This is a genomic window from Pseudomonas sp. FG-3G (genome assembly GCF_901007645.1).
Lineage (GTDB): Bacteria > Pseudomonadota > Gammaproteobacteria > Pseudomonadales > Pseudomonadaceae > Aquipseudomonas > Aquipseudomonas rhizophila.
The window spans coordinates 246,193-262,959 of sequence record NZ_CAAKGZ010000021.1 but is presented as its reverse complement, the minus strand read 5'-3'; the positions used below and the strand labels follow the sequence as shown (position 1 = coordinate 262,959).

The following is a 16,767-nucleotide window of genomic DNA, read 5'->3' as shown; positions in this document are numbered from 1 at the left end:
ATGACCACGACCTTCAATCTGTTGAACCATGCCATGTTGAACCAGGTGCTGCATGAGCTCCGCCATGGCCGCCTGCAGCGCTGTAAAGCCCTGGGGTTGGCCGATGAAGACATCGAGGTCCTGCAGTCGCTACCACCCACCACCTTGTCCCACCTAGCGCACTCATCGATCGCCTGGGTGGAGATCAAGGTCGACACGACCGTGCTGCGACGCCTCATCGCCCAGGCCGAACGCGACGAGCAGAACGAGCGGCTGATCAACCGCGCGCTCAAGTTGGGCGCGAGCTCCAGTATCATGTACCGCTGCTTTGGGTTAGACCATTCGGAAACCGCGCTGCGTCGTCGCGTGCTGAAAATCGAGACCCTCCGCGGCCGTCCGGTTCAGCTCAGCGAAGCGCAGGAGCATGCCGTGTGGAACCGCTGGAGCCAACTGCGAGAGGAAGATCCGGATAACGATCCGCTGGACACGATGATGATGCTGGCGGAGGAACAACACATCAGTCTGACCTTGGTCTGGCAACAGGTCGAATTGTACGGAGGTGCGCCATGCTGAGCTTCTACGAGGTCGACTGGCAGGATGTGGTGCGCCAGTGTTATGACGCGCTCCGGCGCCGCTTGGAGTGGCAGGCGGCGCAGGCGCAACTGGCCGCCTCAACTGCGGAAGCACCGCTACGCACCATTTACTACGGCGACAACAATCCATTGCCGCAAGCGTTGCTGCTCGATTGCCGGCTGACACCGCTGGAGCGCAACACCTGGCAGGTATTGCGCTGGCTGATCACCGAGCGCCAAGTGAAAACGCCCCGCTATCAGGACCTGCAGCCCTACCTGGCCACTAGTCCCTGCGGCACCCAAGCGTCGCGCGAAACCATCGCGCGGGCGCTCAACGTCTTACGCACCACTCGCTGGCTCAGCCTGGTAGACCGCTCACGCGATGCCCAAGGTTGCCTACGGGGCTGCATCTACGTGCTGCACGGCGATCCGTTGACCCCTGCCGAGCAGCTTGAGCTGGACGGCGGCTATGCGTTGCTGCTGCAGCAGAACCTCACCCACGCCACTAAAGGTGTGCGAGATGTCACCCAGCATGTGATCCAGGAGATCCAGGCTGACCCGCAGGTCGCGCAGGTCGATAAGGAAAAGCTCACCTCACCGGTACCGCCGGTGCAGCAGCAATCACTGCCTCTGCTGAGCGAGGGTGCAGAAAATCCCGAACCTGGAAACCGCCACCCCGTTCGGAATGTACGCGCCACGACAGTCGATTCCGAACCCTGCGCCAATGCACCGATTTCGGCTGTGGTTCGGAATGCCGACGCCGGCCGTACAGTACCGAAAGACAAAAGCAAAAAAAGTACAGTACTGGCGCAGGTAGAATTCGGCCGAGCCCACTGGCCTGCAGATCTACCCCTAACCCCAACCGAGCGGCGCATGGCCACCCAGGCGATGCGCCAGCTCGAGCCAGAACAGCAACAAGCGGTCATCAATGAAACAGCGGTGCGGTGCGCCCGCGGCGAGATCCGCAAACCGGTCGCCTACCTGATGGGCTTGATCAAGCGCGCATGCCAAGGGGAGTTCACCTTGTGGGCCGCTCGCGCCGAGGCGACTGTACCAGCGACCGCGTCTCCTCGCGCTCCGAAGTCGGAGCAACCCAGCGAGCGGCCACTGCGCAGCGGTCACCGCACCGTCTCCCCACTCGCCCTCGCCTGCTTGGAGAACCTGAAGCGACGCTGTCGCGGCGTCGGTGCGCCCACATAGGACTGGACTCGTGTGGAACCAATGCCAGTGCCATCAAATCCAGGGAGATCCGCTGCCTGAAAATGCGAGCACACCACCTTCGCGTTGATCCGGGATGAACCTCACGGATCAGTTCATCGTCGGTGTCATTCCGACGGCGAGGTACTGGCGATGGTCGATCATTATCAGCTCAACCTGGGCTCTCTGCGCAGCAGCATCACCCTCACCCTGCACACCCATCATGCCGCCCGGCTGTGGCAGGGCCGCATGGCCCGCGAAGGCGTACACCCGATCATGGGCATGGCCGGCTACATCAGCGTGACCAACCTGCTCAAGCACGCGAGCAGTCAGGATGACCCGTATGCCGACTGGTTTATGCTGCAACTGGAGGACAAGCTGCTGCAGGGCAAGGCCGAACTACGCACGCTGACCGAGCAGGTCAGTCGCGTGGAGCGCGATCTGCCCAGCCAGGTCGATGTTGGCGACAACCTCAACATTCACCCCGTTAACTTGCCGCTGTTCATCGGCAGCCAGCTCGGCTTTCTCGCGGTTTACCTGCTGACTGACTATGACACCTTGGTGCGCCGCGTGCTACTGGCCCATCACACCGCCTTGGTCGGCCGCAGCGACATGGAAATCTGGATCGATCGTGGCGCGCATCTGCTGCGCAGCCTGTTCGGTCTGGCACAGCGTTACCGCCTGGCCGGGGTCAGCCGGGATGATATGGCCGCCAACAACGCCCGCGCCCGGGAAGCCATCGACAAGTTCGGCATCCCACCGCAGGACATTCTCGAGGGCCGTCGTCGATCCCAATTCTCCCCACCCATCGCGCGCGGCGCCACGGCGTCGGTAACTGATCAGACGGATGCGCCGGAAGCCGAGGTACAACCCGCGCAGGACGTTCCGTCCGAAGGGGGTGAAGCGTGACCCTGGCCGAAGCGATCGCCCGACGTTTGTCAGCGGATGCCTATCGCGAGCTCGAACAAGGTGCCTCCCTAAAAGGCCTTTTAAAGCCTTTTAAGGGTAAGGGGGAGTTGCAGCAGTTCGCCGAGACGATCCTGCGCCTGCGCACCGAGCTCGCCGGACTGATGGGGGCGATGCTGGCCATCATGGCGCAGCCGCCCTTCTCGCTGCTGGACCTGCGACTGGTTGTCCAGCACAGCGCCACCGGCACCGACTTCTTGCGCTGGCGCAGCCCGGATTTCCAGCGCATGGGGGTACAGGTGTGGCAGCAAGCGATGGGCCATTCGCATCTGACCCCAGTGCTACGGGAGGCGCTGTACCAGTTGGAGGTCAACCGCGTCACCCTGAACCTGCAGATGAGCAGCCTGCAGTCGCTGTATCGCCAGGCCGTGACCGGCGTCAGCAAGATGCAAGCCGCCGAGACCACTTTCCAAACTTCCAGTTCCCCCACCGAGGAGTAGCAAACATGAGCACGTTCTTTGTTGGTGAAGGCAACATCGGCAGCGCCCCGGAGTTTCAGGAGTTCAACAGCACTCCGGAAGAACCGCGGCGCCTGTTGCGGCTGAATGTCTATTTCGACAATCCGGTACCGCGCGAGGGCGGCTACGAGGATCGCGGCGGCTATTGGGCTCCCGTTGAGCTCTGGCACCGCGACGCCGAGCACTGGAGCACCCTGTACCAGAAAGGCATGCGCATCCTGGTCGAAGGCCGGACGGTCAAGGATGAGTGGGAGGACAGCGAGGACAACGCGCGAGTGACGTTCAAGGTGGAGGCCCGGCGCATCGGCATCCTGCCGCACCGGCTGGCCTCGGTATCCATGCGTGAAAAGGCCAATGAAAGCAGCGGCTCCGGACGCAAGGGGGCTAGCAAGAAAACCCCACGCAAGACCGGCTGAACGGGGGGGCCTCGGAGGAATCACGGCCTGCAGCGCGATCCCCCTGAGGGCACGAGGCCCGTTCGGCGCACAACGCTGGATCCTGCTGGTCGATTCAATCCCGCCGGGCGTTCCCGCGCCGGTCACCCTCCAGCAGCTGCGACACCTCCGCCAGGTACTGGTCCAGGGCAAGGAACGCCCGCCAGTGTGCCGGGTTTTCCTGCACCCAGGCGATCAACCTGGCGCGCGCCTTCCGATTGCCGGGCTCCAGGTGCGTAGCCATGAACAACTCGTAGGCCTTGATTGCTAACGCATCTGCCTCACGCTCGTTAGATTCGTCCAAGTCGTAAGCTCCATTTTGACGGGCGGGTTATCACACTCAATTTAGCTGATACGCCTCATAGGGTTGCCAGTCAACCTAGCGAGGCGTTCATATATTCGGGTTGCTGGTCAACCATATGGGTCGAATTGGAGAGCGCCCCCGTTGCCAGCCAAAGAGCCTAGCCCACAACACATCGGTCGCCAGTTGGCGAAATATCGCCGCGCACGTGGTTTGACCCAAGAGCAAGTCGGTGAGCGTCTGGAAATCGGCGCCGAAGCCGTATCGCGCTTTGAACGTGGCGTGGTCGAACTGACCGTCAACAAGCTGCTGCAATTGGCCGATATGTACGGCTGTCCCGCCGATGAGCTGCTGCTGGCCATCAGTCCTCGCCCCCAGGACCAAGGCCAGAGAATTGCCTCCCTGATCAAGGAACTTGGCGAAGCCGATAAAAAGTTTGCCCTGGAGTTTCTGCAAACGCTGGCCGCTCACCTCGCGCAAAAGAAGTAACCTTTTACCTCCACTGACTCGCCGATATGATCTCGGCGCATTCGGGTTTTCACTGGTTCTCCCACGCCACACCGCCACCCTGTCGGTACCCACCGAGAGGGCCCGCGTATGCGCCTGTTTATCTGCGAAAAACCATCTCAAGCCCGCGACATCGCCCGCGTGCTGCAGGCCAGCCGGCGCGGCGACGGCTATTTGCACGGCCAGGTGGTCACCGTCACCTGGTGCGTGGGCCATCTATTGGAAACAGCGCCCCCTGAGACTTATGGTGATTACAAACGCTGGTCGCTGGAGGACCTGCCGATCATCCCCACCCGCTGGCAGTCGGTGGTCAAACCCAAGGTCGCCAGCCAGCTGAAGGTGATCCAGCAACTGCTGCGCACCTGCACCGAGGTGGTCATTGCCACGGACGCCGACCGTGAAGGCGAGATGATCGCCCGGGAAATCCTCGAGCGCTGTCAGTATCAGGGACCGATTCTGCGCTTGTGGCTCTCCGCCCTCGACGATGCCTCGATTCACCGGGCACTGGGCACGTTGCGCCCGGGTGAGCAGACCCTACCGCTGTACCACTGCGCGCTGGCCCGCTCACGGGCGGACTGGCTGGTGGGCATCAACCTGAGCCGGTTGTTTACGCTGCTCGGGCGCCGCGCCGGCTTTGACGGCCTGCTGCCGGTGGGTCGCGTGCAGACGCCGACGCTGCGTCTGGTGGTCCAGCGCGATCGGGCGATAGCGAGCTTTATGCCTCAGCCGTTCTGGACCGTCGATGCTCAGCTTGAGGCCGACGGGACGGTCTTTCTGGCGCGCTGGCAGCCACCGACCGCCGCCTGTGACGAAGCCGGTCGCTGCATTGACGAAGCGCTCGCCCAGAGCGCGGCGCGGCGCCTGAGCCAGGGGGCTGCCCAGGTTCACAGCATCGAGGTCGAGCGCGTGCGCGAAGGCCCTCCGCTGCCGTTCGATCTGGGCACGCTGCAAGAGATCTGCTCGGCCAAACTTGGCCTCGGTGCCCAGGAAACCCTCACGGTGGCCCAAGCCCTGTATGAGACCCACAAGGCAACGACCTACCCCCGCACCGACTGTGGCTACCTGCCGGAAAGCATGCTGGATGAGGTGCCGCGCGTACTCCACGCCCTGGCGGCCGCGGCCCCTTCGCTGGGGCAATGGCTGAAAGAGGTCGATCCCAGCCGACGCTCCCGCGCCTGGAACAGCAGCAAGATCAGCGCCCACCACGGCATCATCCCCACCGCCGTGACGCTTGACCTGGCACAGTTCTCAGAGCGCGAACGAGCGGTCTACGCGCTGATTCGCGCCCGTTACCTTGCACAATTGCTGCCCGACCATGAGTACCTGAAAACCCAGGCGGTGTTGCACAGTGACGAAGAACAGTTGCTGGCGCGCGGCAAGCAAATCCTGGCCCGCGGCTGGAAGGCGGTGATCGACGAGGCCGACGGCAACGAACCCGTCGAGCCAACCCAACGCTTGCCCACCCTGCGCGAGTCGGCTGCGCTGGCATTGACCGACGCCACGGTCAACGCGCAGCGCACGCAGCCCCCCAAGCCCTACACGGAAGGCACACTGGTCAAGGCCATGAAAAACATCGCCAACCAGGTGGATGACCCACGGCTCAAACAGAAACTCAAGGACAGCTGCGGCCTCGGGACCGAGGCCACACGCGCGGCGATCATCCAGGGCCTGATCGATCACGGGTACCTGACCAAGAAAAAACGCAGCCTGGTCGCCTCCGCAGCCGCGCACACCTTGATCGAGGCGGTGCCGCCTGAGGTCGCCGACCCGGTGCTGACCGCACTCTGGGAACAAGCGCTGGATCGTATTGAGACGGGGCAGCTGAGCGTCGACACCTTCCTCGCCAAGCAGGCGCAATGGCTGACCCGGCTGGTACGTGGCCAGGCCTCGCTCACCTTGCCCCCACCGCCGACCAAAGGCCCGCGCTGCCCCGTGTGCCGCAGCGCCATGCGCCAGCGCAAAGGCCGCACCGGCAGTTTCTGGTCGTGTACTCGCTACCCGGAGTGCAAGGGTACCAAGCCGATCGCCAAATCCAAGCGCACCAAGCAGCCAGGTCCTTCGTGAGCGGGTATCCCTGACTTGACGGCGCGCCACAGCGCTGGTGTAGTGAGTTGGCTCTCGCCGCTTGGCGACCCCAGACCGATTCGCTCCGGGCAGCTCGGTCAGACTCGTAGAGTTCGGAGCCGCATTTCACTTTTTCTTCGGATTTCTCCCCAGCGTTCCAGGTCCCCAAGGTGGATGACCCGTGCGGCTTGTGTCAGGTCTCAGGGGTCATCCGCTTCGGCGACGATGCTCAGCACCGGTGCCCGCCGGCGAAACACTGGGCACCTTTTGTGCGCGGATGCGTGCCAGTTGATTCCGGCCCAGGCCACGACAAGGGTCGGTTGATCCAGGTGGATCGACAGCGGAGGTTTTGCGATGGACTCCGGTGTCACCCTACCGGGTCAAGGGTGGTCTAGCTCTTCCTAGCCTGATGACCGTCGGGCTATTTTTTCATCACCCAGAATCCACTGAGTGCCACCCACTTCCGCCCGCCCAAGCCTCCCCCAATCCACTGTTGACGGGCCGTTGGCGCCGTTTTATAGATGAACTGCACACCGCTGTCGCTGACAGCGCCCAGGTAGCCGGAACCTTCAAGGCTACGCCCGTTTCGGGTGGTTCTCCCCCAGTGCGATCAGCGCTCGGCAGCTCGCACGGTCACTGATCTCTCGGTGATGAGCGCCCTTCTACCGATCACGCTTTCTTTGCACCTCCCCCTTGCGGAACTCACCAGCCGCCAGGGCCGGTGGATGTCCGCGTTTCTGCTAAACAGGAGATCCACCATGACGACTGCAAGCAATAATGCTCCCACCACCTACTTCAACCTGCACACCCAAGGCATTGGTTACTTGAACCGCGTTCGCGAGGTCCCTGTACGTCGCGGGCAACCGTTCATGGCCTGTGACATTGCCGCCCTGCACGGTGCTTCGGACGACGTCGAGTACACCCGCTTCGACTGCAAGGTCGCCAGCGGTGAAGCCGAACGGCTGATCCGTGAACACCTGGAAGACGTCCGTGCTGAACGCAAGGTCCTGATCGCGTTTCGCATTGGCGACCTGTGGGTTGACCCCTTCCTGTACGAAAAAGGCGAGCGCAAGGGCCAACCCGGTGCCAGCCTGAAAGGCCGGCTGATCTTCATCGAGTGGATCAAGGTCGATGGTCAGTTCAGCTACCGAGCACCTGCTCGCACCGACTCCACCGCAGCTATTGACGGTGCAGCGGAATCGGACCCAGCAGACACCGTCGCCGAACAACGCCAACCCACCCCTGCCGTCGCGCGTCAATCCTCCGCCGCCCGTCAGCCTGCCTAAGGCACGTTGACCGCCACCAACAGGCGCTCCCACGAGCGCCTGTTGTCCACTCCCGTCGGAGGTGGTTATGGAAAGCTACTGGCTCTGCGAGGACTGCCTGCAAGCAGTCGCGTATGACGATTTCAGCGCGCTTTCGCTGTACTACAGCGAGGCTGAAGTCGAGCAACGCATCGCGCACTTGCGCACCGAACTGCAAGCCCTGATGCCACTGAGCGCCGATTTCGATCCGCAGACCGGCACCGGCATCAGGTCTTTTTCCACCCGACCGTGCGAGGGATGTCAGAGCCCGCTACACGGTGCCCGTCATCGCTTCACGCGTCTGTAAATCATGCACTTCACCCGCCTGGGGCACTCCCCCAGGGGGCGCTCCATGTCCCACGAGGAATTGCCCATGAACACTGCCCTGAACCTGGTCGACGCGCTCGACCCGGCATTGGCCCAACGCGCCCATGAGGATGCGCTGATCACCGAAGCCCTGCAGTTGCTGGATCAGCGTTACTTCCAGCGCGGCGAACTGCTGTTGACCCCCTCCGACGCTGCGGCCTATCTGAAACTGCGGCTCGCTCCTTACCAACATGAAGTGTTCGCGCTGCTTTGCCTGGACTCACGCCATCGCGTGCTGAGCTTTGACGAATTGTTCACCGGCAGCATCGACGGCGCCTCCGTTTATCCACGCGAGGTTGTCATCAAGGCGCTGGAACACAACGCCGCCGCCGTGATTTTCAGTCATAACCACCCTTCCGGTTGCCCGGAGCCAAGCTCCGCCGACCGGGTGCTCACCACACGCCTGACCGAGGCCCTGGCCCTGGTTGAGGTGCGCGTCCTGGACCACATCATCGTCGGTGAAGGCACCCCGCTTTCGCTCGCCGAAAACGGCTGGATCTGACAGCCATCCCTGCCCAGGAGGCCACCGCCAGTTCGGGGTGGCCTCTGCGCCGCTGGAGAGCCATCATGCACCCATCCTTTCGCAATCCCTTCCTTCGCGGCTTCCACGATCTCAGCTACGAACGCGTCGTCCAGATCCGTTATGCCGACGATTGTCCACCCTGCCACCGCCCTCTGCACCCGGCGCAATCAAGCTGCCCAACGAGGCCATCAATTTCCAGCCATGCGTGTTCGATGACGACTGCGCGGTCATCCCCGACGGCCAAACGGTTGCCCACCTGCCAACGACGGAATTCGAGTACCTGCAAGAGCGAGCTTGGCAACATTCACCGACAGGCTTCTTCGAGTGCTTCGAACTCCGCAGCAGCCATGCCGTGGGGTGCAAGCTGTACTCGACACCCTGGAGCATGAAGGCCGAAGGGCACAGCAGCTGCAGCGCCGACGAAGTCAGTGCACGCATGCGCGACGACCATGTCCCACCCGTGTTGTTGCAGCTGTTGCTGCTGGCAGGTTACGCCGACACCCGTTTGCTGATCTTTGACCCCGACGCAGCGCCGCCCCCGGAGCTGCCCCTATTCACTGAAGACTGACCCAAGGCGCCCTACAGGGCGCCTTTTTCATGATCGCTTCACGGTAATCCGGACGGCCAGATTCGGTTTTTCGGTAGGAGCGCGGCTGGCACTTTCGCCAAGGTGTCGGCAACTTCTGTCGAGACCCGGACATGCATACCCCCACACTCTCCAGCCTCGGACTGATGATCGCGCTGGCCGGCTGCAACACGCCGCCACCGGCACCCGCCCCAGCAACTCCAGCAGCGGTGCCGAGCTCATCGCCCAAGCAGCAACCGGTTACACCGGCCTGGGTCCGCCAGGACCGATACACCCTGGCCAGTACGCGGCCGACCCTGGAGCAGCGCCAGCCGCTGTATCAGTTGATCAACGTACAGATTGCCCCTGCCCTGCACGCGAACGTCGGTGAGGCACTGCGTCACGTGCTGCAACGCTCGGGCTACTCACTCTGCCCCAACAGCGCAGCAGTGAATCAGTTGTTTCGCCGCCCCCTGCCCGCGGTGCACCACCAGCTTGGGCCGATCTCGCTGCTGGATGCCTTGACCATCATCGGCGGCCCGACCTGGCAGCTCGACGTCGATCCGGTCGATCGGACCGTCTGCTACTCCCTCCGCTCGCCACAGCCCAAACCGCCCTTCTCGACACTGGAGATCGCGCCATGAAGGTCAACCATTTTCAGGCCCTGGTGATCGGCGCCCTGTGCCTCGGCGCCGCCGTGCTGGCTGGCGAAACGTACAACCAACACCAGCAATTGGCCGAACTCCAGGCCGCCGCCCGCAGTGCCCCCGCCGACCCGGCGCCCGCCTTGCGGCGCGACGTCGATGCGCTCGGCAATATCCTCGCGACACTGCAACCGCAGGTGGCGGCGTTGGGCGACGCGAAACGTCAACATGCCTCGGTGCAGACGACGCTCAGTCAGCAGTTAGATGCGATGGCGGCGTCGCTGAAGGCCGTTCAAGCGGCACCAAGTGGGCCGAGCAGCGCCGATTTCAGCGCACTGGAACAGCGGCTAGGCAAGACAGAAATAACGCTTGAAACCCTGTCGGCACGAGCTGCCGTGCCAGCGACAGAGAACACACGGCCGCCGGTCTCCAGCGGCCAGAAAGCCAAGGCCAAAGCCATCGCCCCGCCGTTGACCCTGCTGGGTATCGAGACCCGGGGCGTGGTGAGGTTCGTTGCAGCCCTGCCCGCCGGTGCCCATTCGCTGTCGACCGTGCACCTACTGCAACCCGGCGACAGCCTCAACGGCTGGCAGCTGCGCGCGATCCGCGGGGACCAGGCCGTGTTCCACGTCCCCGGCCTCGGCGATCGCACACTGCCCCTGCCGTGAAGAGATGTTTATGCTTCGGCTCTCCGCCCTCTCGCTGATCCTGCTCCCCACCTGCCTGCTGGCAGGGCCGGGATGGAGCGCTCCGAACGCAGTAGGGCCCGATCAACGCTACAGCGAGCAGACACTGCTGGATCGGCAGTCTTCGGTCACGATGCAGGCCAAGGCCTGGGGACTGACGGATGACGAATGGGCCAAATTCGAGCGCCTGCAGACCGGGCCCCGCCACTACTGGTCGCCGCAACTCGATCCGCTCACCACCCTGGGTGTAGAGGCCGACTCGGACCAGGAGCGGCAGCGCTACGCCGAACTGCAGGTTCGTCTCGAAGCCAAACGCGCCGAACGCGAGCTGGCTTACCAGAAAGCCTACACCGCCGCCTGGGCGCGACTCTTTCCGGGGATGCTGCCAGTGCAGGGCCTGACCGACGAGTCAGCAACATCGAGCAACGCCCGCTTTGCCCTGTTCGTGGAAGAACGCTGTCCAGCCTGCGTGACCAGTACCAAGGAGTGGCTCCGCGTCGGCGCTCGCCTGGACGTGTACTTGGTGGGCAGCCAGGGTGACGATGCGCGTCTCCGACACTGGGCGCGTGGCGCAGGCATTACGCCCGCCCAGGTCAGCAGCGGCCAGGTCACCCTCAACCACGACCGCGGCCGGTGGTTCGCCCTGGGCGCCACCCGCCCCTTGCCGGCGCGCTTTCAGCAAGAGGACGGGAAATGGCTGCGCATCGACTGATCCTCGCGCTGGCCTTGACCGGCGTAACCGTCGTCCAAGCGGACGTCCTGCCTCCGCCCGCGTACCAGTTGGCCGCCGCGCGGGCCGGGATTCCCGTCTCGGTGCTGTTCGCCATCGCCCTGCAGGAGAGCGGCATCCCGCTGCGCGGTCACCTCATGCCCTGGCCCTGGACCTTGAATGTCGCTGGCACACCACTTCGCTTTGCCAGTCGCGATGAGGCCTGTGCCACGCTCCGAGTGGAACTCACCCGCCATGACCCCAAGCGCATCGATGTCGGACTGGGACAGACCAATCTCGGTTATCACCCTGACCGCTACCCCAGCGCCTGCGACGCACTCGATCCGCGGGCTAATCTGGCCGTCACCGCCGAACTGCTGCGCGAACACTATGTCAACACCGGTGACTGGGTCGTGGCGGCCGGCCGTTATCACCGGCCGGCCGGTGGCGTGCCTGCGGCGCGCTACCGCACACAATTCAGTCGGCACTGGCAGCGCATCCAAGCGATCGCGTCCGTTCGTGGAGGGTCACAGCCATGAGGCTATCGCGCCTGGCGGCGCTGGCCATCTGTCAGTGGCTGACCCTCGCTGCGTTCGATGTCCTCGCCAATTCCCTGCCCGATGCGGCCTTCGAGTCGCCCGCCCCCGACAAGACGCCAGATCCACGCGCGCTGAACTGGGTGCTGCCGGTGCACAGCGCGCGCCTCACGCCAGGCGCCGTGCCGCGTAGAGCGTTGAACCTGTCAGGCATCACGCCGTTGTTCCTGGTCGGGCAGGACGCCGATTCCTTGGAGTGGTTGTCGCGGCATGCGCAGGCCCTCCAGGACCTAGGAGCCAGCGGTCTGGCGGTCGAGGTCGCCGACGCCCAGGCTTTGCGCCGTATTCAGGCGGCAGCCCCCGGGTTGAACATCTGGCCGGTAAGTGGCGACGACATCGCCGAACGGCTGGAGCTGGAGCACTACCCAGTGCTTATCACGCCCACCGGCCTGGAACAGTGAGGGACCTTCATGGTTGACCATGCGATGGAGTCTCTGCTGCGCCCCGCGGTGGAACTGTACACCGTGGGCATCTGCGCCGGTGCCGGCGCCCTGTGCTTGCACTCGCCCTGGGCAGTGGCACTGTCACCTGAGGTGGGTATGGGCATGGCCCTGGCCTACTCGGCATTGGGCATCAAGCGGCTGAACGAGGCCCTGGTCGTCCTGCGCTATCGGCGCAACATTCGCCGCCTGCCGCGCTATTCACTGACCAGCCGACAGATTCCGGTGAGCCGCAAGCGCCTGTTCATGGGCCGTGGCTTTCGTTGGACTCGCCTGCATACCCAGCGTCTGCTCGAAGCTCAAGACCCGGCGCTCGCCCGCTATGTGAACCAATCGGTTGCGTATCAGTGGGCCCGGCGCCTGGAGTGTCTGCTGGAAAAGGCGCCGCCAGGACTCTCGCTGCTGCCCCGAATGACCGCATGGGACAGCCCACTGAATCCGGTGCGTCCGCTGCCACCGGTCGGCGGTTCGCCGCTGCTGCACGGCGTCGAGCCGAAAGAGCAGGAAGCCACCTTGCCGCTGGGCGAACGCGTGGGGCATACCTTGGTGTTGGGGACCACGCGGGTCGGCAAGACGCGCTTGGCCGAGGTCTACATTACTCAGGACATCCACCGGCCGACCCAGGAAGTGGTGATTGTCTTCGACCCCAAGGGCGACGCCGACCTGCTCAAGCGCATGTACGTGGAAGCTCGGCGCGCCTGCCGCGAGCACGAGTTCTACGTGTTCCACCTGGGCTGGCCGGAGATCTCCGCACGCTACAACGCCATCGGCCGCTTCGGCCGCATCTCGGAGGTTGCCACCCGGATCGCCGGGCAGTTGAGCGGCGAAGGCAACTCCGCAGCCTTTCGCGAGTTCGCCTGGCGTTTTGTGAACATCATTGCCCGGGCTCTGATCGAACTGGGCCGGCGTCCGGACTACCTGCAGATCCAGCGCCACGTGGTGAACATCGACGCGCTGTTTATCGAGTACGCTCAACACTTTTTTGCCCACCACGACGCGCAGGCCTGGGAAGCGATCGTGCAGATCGAGGGCCGCCTCAACGAGAAGAACGTACCGCGACACATGATTGGCCGGGAAAAGCGCGTGGTCGCCATCGAGCAGTACCTGACGGCCAAGCGCATCTTCGACCCGGTGATGGACGGTCTGCGCTCGGCCGTGCGTTATGACCGCACCTATTTCGACAAGATCGTGGCCTCGCTGCTACCACTGCTGGAAAAGCTCACCAGTGGCAAGACGGCGCAACTGTTGGCCCCCAACTACGCCGACCTGGACGATCCGCGACCGATCTTCGACTGGCTGCAGGTCATCCGCAAACGCGGCATCGTCTATGTCGGCCTGGATGCACTGTCCGATGCCGAAGTCGCCGCCGCCGTCGGTAACTCGATGTTTGCCGACCTGGTCTCCGTCGCGGGGCATATCTACAAGCACGGCATCGACCACGGCCTGCCAGGCTCCTCCAGCGCGGCAGACAAGGTGCCGATCAACCTGCACGCCGACGAGTTCAACGAGCTCATGGGCGATGAGTTCATCCCGCTGATCAACAAGGGCGGCGGCGCGGGTATCCAGGTCACTGCCTACACCCAGACCTTGAGTGACATCGAGGCGCGCATCGGCAGCCGGGCCAAAGCCGGCCAGGTGATCGGCAACTTCAACACTTTGCAGATGCTGCGGGTTCGGGAAACCGCGACTGCGGAACTGCTGACCAATCAACTGCCCAAGGTCAATGTGCAGACGCGCACCCTGGTCTCCGGCGCAACGGACACCGCAGACCCCGAAGCTCGCACGGACTTCACCTCGTCCTCGCAGGACCGTGTCACCACCACCGCCGTGCCGCTGATCGAACCCGCACACATCATCGCCCTGCCCAAGGGCCAGATGTTCTCGTTTCAGGAGGGCGGGCAGCTGTGGAAAGTGCGTATGCCACTGCCGACGCCGGCGAGCGACGATGCGATGCCAGCGGATCTGCAGACCCTGACCGCAAGCATGCGTGAGTCCTACAACGCCAACGCGGGTAACTGGTGGACCAGCGTCGGAGGTGCGCCAACGGTCAACTTCGATCCCGAGATGCCACCGCCTGAGCGTAGACGCGCATCGTAAGCGCCCCGGTATTAACCGCGTAGTGGAGAGCCCATATGCCCACCACCCCAGCCAGCCCACCTGCTGCACAGAAACGTCCGGGGCTCATCTTCGGTACGGTCGAGCTGAGTTTTCGGCTGCTCGGCCTGCTGTTCGCCTCGCTGGTGTTCTCCATCGTGTTGGAGTTCGTGGGCATGCTGTGGTTCTGGCCAGAACAGGGCTGGCATCACAGCCATGCCATGTGGCTGACTGAGCTGGGCTGGCTCAGTGACCATTTCAAGAGTTCGCTGCTCGTGCAAGAGCCGGCGCAAGCGACCGCCAAAATCCTTGAGCGCCTGAACGACTGGTTTGTGGTCCGCTCCGGATGGGCGCAATCCGACGCCCAGCTGAAGCTGCTCAGTCGCGAGGCGTCGCTGCAGGGGCAGTTTGCCCAAGTCTACGTAGTGGCCAAGGACTACCTGCTGGCAGCACTGTTTACAGTCTTCACTTTCGTGGTTCGCCTGGCCGTCCTCACCCTGGCCACGCCCCTGTTCTTGCTCGCCGTGGTCACTGGTGCCATCGATGGTTTGATGCGGCGCGACCTGCGCAAGTTCGGGGCGGACCGGGAGAGCAGCTTTGTCTACCACCGCGCGAAGCGAACATTGCTGCCGCTGCTGCTGAGCCCGTGGGTGATCTACCTTTCTCTGCCCTGGTCACTCAACCCCAACTGGGTCTTGCTGCCTTGCGCCGCGTTGCTGGGGTGCATGGTGGCGATCACTGCTGCGACGTTCAAAAAGTATCTTTGATTGGCCGCCAATCGACCCTCTATAGACGCTCGCAAATGCTTCACCCGTCGATCGATTTCGGGCTAGATTCCAACGACCCGATTAGGATCGGATTGAACCTGTGCTTGGAGCGCGTCAATGATCGAGCAAGACTCAAAACTTCAATCGACAACACTGATTGTGTGCTTGCTAACACGGCGCGCTGACAGTGCCGAGGAGGTTTTATGAGCGGCGAAAAATCGAGCGAGATGCTGGAGGGACTGTTCAATCTGGTCACGGAGATTCGGCCAGCGCTAACACCCAGCTCCAGGCTGTCGAACTACGAGACGAAAATGCTCCGTGACCAAGGCGTGACAATCACTGATTTCGGGGACTACGCGCTGCTGACCGAAGACCGCCACTATGGCCAGATCGAACACTACATCGAGTGGCTGGCCGAGCAGGTGGAGATCCCCGCCAGAAGCTTGCTGTTCCGGCCGCAGCACCTTGGGGATGACACCTTTGGCTTTATCGGTTTCCAGCTAACGGACGCAGTCGGTCTGCTTATTTACATGGAACACCTCGGAATCATGGTTTCCGCCGAGCTGCTGGTGAATGCGCTTTTGCCAGGGCTCGAGTCGCGCACACTGCTTACTGCATCCAAACATTCAATTTTGACCTACAACCTGTGGGCCGGCAGGCGCTGTATGGTCCTACGCTCAACGGCAAAACCCGAACCGGGTGCAAAGTCGGAGCATACGTTCCGAAGCCCTGCGGGCTACCGCTACAAGCTGGTCAGGCAGGCTGGGCAGGCGCGTTCTTTGGAAGTGAGAGGTCCCAAGCACCGGGAGCTTAAGCAGGAAAATATCGAATGTGGCTACTGCGGATTGTCATACCTGTCCAACACGCCGTCTGAGACCAGGGTGCATCGGCAAGTCCATCGGCGTGCAGCACAACTGTTGGATCCTGTTCCGAACGTCCGACTTGCCAAACGCCTGGCGAAAACGGGCCACCTCATCGCTATCGAGACCCAGGCGCCCATGTGGATGCAAAAGGAGGTGTACCGGCGGGCTGTCAAATTCAAGCGCGAGTTCCGCTATGACTTTGTTCAGTGGGCTGGGGACGATGTGAACCCAGTGAAGAGTGGCTGGCATGGTTACCTGTTACCAGCCGGTCCAGACGGTACCATCGCCGGTGCATGTGCATTTTCGAAGGTACAGCCGGGGCCGCGCGACGAAGAGTGGACGCTTGCATGGGTGTGGGTCGCCCCCAAATTCCGCAGCCAAGGGCTGTTGACTGCACACTGGCCTGGATTCGTTGAGCGGTACGGAGATTTTTTCATCGAACCACCAATGTCGGACGCGATGCAGAAGTTTGTTCGATCACACGGCACTGAACACCAAGTCGCCTACCTAAACGACTATGAAGTAGCGACTCAAACCGATCTTGAGAGGCCGGCCCCAGCCGTTGAGTAGGTTACCCCTTGATCTGTAGTCGCTTAGAGAGGACGCCATGGGCAGTTACGGTCGCACCGGGCCGAATTTTGGACGGCACGACCGCCTGCGTAGAGTTAGTCTCCAAGACCAGTACCGTCCCCTCCAACCCAATCTCAGTACTGCTCTGATTTTCTAAAGCGA

20 protein-coding genes are annotated in these 16,767 nt (G+C 63.0%); 19 read left to right on the top strand and 1 reads right to left on the bottom strand.

Going from position 1 to position 16,767, the window contains the following annotated elements; genetic code table 11:
• The 5 genes from PSEUDOMOFG3G_RS13570 to PSEUDOMOFG3G_RS13550 all read left to right on the top strand — a co-directional run bounded on the left by PSEUDOMOFG3G_RS13570 (position 1) and on the right by PSEUDOMOFG3G_RS13550 (position 3,588).
• Positions 1 to 552: a DUF2857 domain-containing protein gene (locus PSEUDOMOFG3G_RS13570; RefSeq protein WP_139050285.1), complete on the top strand. Its 552-nt coding sequence runs from the start codon at positions 1 to 3 to the stop codon at positions 550 to 552.
• Positions 546 to 1,751, top strand: a complete 1,206-nt coding sequence (locus PSEUDOMOFG3G_RS13565) for an STY4528 family pathogenicity island replication protein (protein ID WP_139050284.1) — start codon at positions 546 to 548, stop codon at positions 1,749 to 1,751. Before PSEUDOMOFG3G_RS13570 ends, PSEUDOMOFG3G_RS13565 begins: the two co-directional genes overlap by 7 nt.
• Before the next feature lie 150 nt (positions 1,752 to 1,901).
• Positions 1,902 to 2,657, top strand: a complete 756-nt coding sequence (locus PSEUDOMOFG3G_RS13560) for a PFL_4669 family integrating conjugative element protein (RefSeq protein ID WP_139050283.1) — start codon at positions 1,902 to 1,904, stop codon at positions 2,655 to 2,657.
• Entirely contained in the window at positions 2,654 to 3,154 is a 501-nt protein-coding gene (locus tag PSEUDOMOFG3G_RS13555) for a DUF3158 family protein (protein ID WP_139050282.1), read from the top strand. Before PSEUDOMOFG3G_RS13560 ends, PSEUDOMOFG3G_RS13555 begins: the two co-directional genes overlap by 4 nt.
• Before the next feature lie 5 nt (positions 3,155 to 3,159).
• Positions 3,160 to 3,588: a single-stranded DNA-binding protein gene (locus PSEUDOMOFG3G_RS13550; protein WP_139050281.1), complete on the top strand. Its 429-nt coding sequence runs from the start codon at positions 3,160 to 3,162 to the stop codon at positions 3,586 to 3,588.
• A 94-nt stretch (positions 3,589 to 3,682) separates the two neighbouring features.
• Here the strand turns inward: PSEUDOMOFG3G_RS13550 and PSEUDOMOFG3G_RS13545 are convergent, their stop codons facing one another.
• Positions 3,683 to 3,910, bottom strand: coding sequence for a hypothetical protein (locus tag PSEUDOMOFG3G_RS13545; RefSeq protein WP_139050280.1), 228 nt, complete (start codon positions 3,908 to 3,910; stop codon positions 3,683 to 3,685).
• Positions 3,911 to 4,051: 141 nt separating this feature from the next.
• Here PSEUDOMOFG3G_RS13545 and PSEUDOMOFG3G_RS13540 point away from each other — a divergent pair, with 141 nt between their 5' ends.
• From PSEUDOMOFG3G_RS13540 to PSEUDOMOFG3G_RS13475, 14 genes are all read left to right on the top strand, one after another.
• A complete protein-coding gene (locus PSEUDOMOFG3G_RS13540) occupies positions 4,052 to 4,396 on the top strand; it encodes a helix-turn-helix domain-containing protein (protein WP_139050279.1) in 345 nt (114 codons plus the stop codon).
• Positions 4,397 to 4,504: 108 nt separating this feature from the next.
• Positions 4,505 to 6,478: a DNA topoisomerase III gene (locus PSEUDOMOFG3G_RS13535; RefSeq protein ID WP_139050278.1), complete on the top strand. Its 1,974-nt coding sequence runs from the start codon at positions 4,505 to 4,507 to the stop codon at positions 6,476 to 6,478.
• 758 nt (positions 6,479 to 7,236) lie between these two features.
• The gene (locus tag PSEUDOMOFG3G_RS13530; protein ID WP_139050277.1) at positions 7,237 to 7,764 is read left to right on the top strand and encodes an STY4534 family ICE replication protein; all 528 of its coding nucleotides are present in this window, start codon (positions 7,237 to 7,239) and stop codon (positions 7,762 to 7,764) included.
• Between the two features lie 67 nt (positions 7,765 to 7,831).
• The gene (locus tag PSEUDOMOFG3G_RS13525) at positions 7,832 to 8,089 is read left to right on the top strand and encodes a hypothetical protein (protein ID WP_139050276.1); all 258 of its coding nucleotides are present in this window, start codon (positions 7,832 to 7,834) and stop codon (positions 8,087 to 8,089) included.
• Positions 8,090 to 8,155: 66 nt separating this feature from the next.
• The gene (locus tag PSEUDOMOFG3G_RS13520; RefSeq protein WP_139050275.1) at positions 8,156 to 8,650 is read left to right on the top strand and encodes a JAB domain-containing protein; all 495 of its coding nucleotides are present in this window, start codon (positions 8,156 to 8,158) and stop codon (positions 8,648 to 8,650) included.
• Between the two features lie 151 nt (positions 8,651 to 8,801).
• Entirely contained in the window at positions 8,802 to 9,239 is a 438-nt protein-coding gene (locus tag PSEUDOMOFG3G_RS13515) for a hypothetical protein (protein WP_257220767.1), read from the top strand.
• 131 nt (positions 9,240 to 9,370) lie between these two features.
• Positions 9,371 to 9,880, top strand: a complete 510-nt coding sequence (locus PSEUDOMOFG3G_RS13510) for a PilL N-terminal domain-containing protein (RefSeq protein ID WP_171061377.1) — start codon at positions 9,371 to 9,373, stop codon at positions 9,878 to 9,880.
• A complete protein-coding gene (locus PSEUDOMOFG3G_RS13505) occupies positions 9,877 to 10,548 on the top strand; it encodes a hypothetical protein (RefSeq protein WP_139050274.1) in 672 nt (223 codons plus the stop codon). Before PSEUDOMOFG3G_RS13510 ends, PSEUDOMOFG3G_RS13505 begins: the two co-directional genes overlap by 4 nt.
• Before the next feature lie 10 nt (positions 10,549 to 10,558).
• A complete protein-coding gene (locus PSEUDOMOFG3G_RS13500; RefSeq protein WP_139050273.1) occupies positions 10,559 to 11,278 on the top strand; it encodes a TIGR03759 family integrating conjugative element protein in 720 nt (239 codons plus the stop codon).
• Positions 11,260 to 11,814: a lytic transglycosylase domain-containing protein gene (locus PSEUDOMOFG3G_RS13495; RefSeq protein WP_139050272.1), complete on the top strand. Its 555-nt coding sequence runs from the start codon at positions 11,260 to 11,262 to the stop codon at positions 11,812 to 11,814. The genes PSEUDOMOFG3G_RS13500 and PSEUDOMOFG3G_RS13495 overlap by 19 nt, the downstream gene beginning before the upstream one ends.
• Positions 11,811 to 12,272 (top strand): integrating conjugative element protein, encoded by a 462-nt coding sequence (locus PSEUDOMOFG3G_RS13490; protein WP_257220765.1) that lies wholly within the window; start codon positions 11,811 to 11,813, stop codon positions 12,270 to 12,272. The genes PSEUDOMOFG3G_RS13495 and PSEUDOMOFG3G_RS13490 overlap by 4 nt, the downstream gene beginning before the upstream one ends.
• A gap of 9 nt (positions 12,273 to 12,281) precedes the next feature.
• Positions 12,282 to 14,408: a type IV conjugative transfer system coupling protein TraD gene (gene traD, locus PSEUDOMOFG3G_RS13485; RefSeq protein WP_139050271.1), complete on the top strand. Its 2,127-nt coding sequence runs from the start codon at positions 12,282 to 12,284 to the stop codon at positions 14,406 to 14,408.
• A gap of 35 nt (positions 14,409 to 14,443) precedes the next feature.
• Positions 14,444 to 15,172, top strand: coding sequence for a TIGR03747 family integrating conjugative element membrane protein (locus PSEUDOMOFG3G_RS13480; protein WP_139050270.1), 729 nt, complete (start codon positions 14,444 to 14,446; stop codon positions 15,170 to 15,172).
• Between the two features lie 203 nt (positions 15,173 to 15,375).
• On the top strand, positions 15,376 to 16,605 hold the full coding sequence (locus tag PSEUDOMOFG3G_RS13475) for a hypothetical protein (RefSeq protein ID WP_139050269.1): 1,230 nt from the start codon (positions 15,376 to 15,378) through the stop codon (positions 16,603 to 16,605).
• The last annotated feature ends 162 nt before the right edge of the window (positions 16,606 to 16,767 follow it).